We start from the raw sequence: 229 nt of genomic DNA, 5'->3' as shown, positions 1-229 counted from the left end.
CCGGCTGCGCCTGATGGCGCCCGCCGAACTCGATGCGCAGGCCGAGGCGATCCTCGCGCTGCGCTTCGCCGAGGTCGACCCGGCTACCGCGCCGTTCCTGATGGCCGCGCTGCAGGTCGTCTGGACCGATCTCGCGAGCCGCATCGCGCCGGCCGAGATCCCGTATCTCGACCAGCCGGGGCTATGCCCCGTGTGCGGCACGCATCCGGTCGCGAGCGTCGTGCGCGTC

General features: G+C 73.4%; 1 protein-coding gene. It reads left to right on the top strand.

Annotated elements, in window-relative coordinates:
- Positions 1–229: formate dehydrogenase accessory protein FdhE (gene fdhE, locus SB816_RS35520; protein WP_410548686.1), on the top strand; the 229-nt coding region annotated here is incomplete at both ends.

It is taken from the genome of Achromobacter sp. SIMBA_011, assembly GCF_046535435.1.
Taxonomy (GTDB): Bacteria; Pseudomonadota; Gammaproteobacteria; order Burkholderiales; family Burkholderiaceae_B; genus Achromobacter; species Achromobacter dolens.
This window is presented reverse-complemented; position numbering and strand designations above follow the sequence as displayed.